Source organism: Pseudomonas sp. 2822-17 (genome assembly GCF_002742485.1).
Classification (GTDB): Bacteria; Pseudomonadota; Gammaproteobacteria; order Pseudomonadales; family Pseudomonadaceae; genus Aquipseudomonas; species Aquipseudomonas cyclaminis.
In genome coordinates this window covers 1-273 of the sequence record NZ_LJRZ01000854.1, presented here as the reverse complement: position 1 = coordinate 273, position 273 = coordinate 1, and the positions used below count along the sequence as shown (strand labels likewise).

The 273-nt window shown below is 37.0% G+C and carries 1 protein-coding gene; it reads left to right on the top strand.

All coding sequences use genetic code 11. The annotated features are described in order from the left end of the window. Positions 1–273 (top strand): hypothetical protein (locus AOA60_RS33610; RefSeq protein ID WP_218240937.1); only part of this gene is annotated, 273 nt, incomplete at both ends.

Sequence of the window (273 nt, the reverse complement as noted above, 5' to 3'; positions counted from 1 at the left end):
CACATATTGCTGCCATTGAATATGTCCATCAAGTGATCTCGTTTCAAAGCAGAGGTTTGACGAAAGAGGAAAGTTCGAAGTGGGGGACAGCGATAGGACTAGGTGAAAAAGCGAGAGGTGAGCTTAATAACAAACCTATAGATTATTATTTGGATCAATTATCAAATGTTAGAGAAAATACGCTAACTTACTTAAAAACTAAGAACGACAGTTGGTTATTTGAGGAGAACAAATGGGACAATGGTGTGGCTTATAACAATTACTATTTGTGGT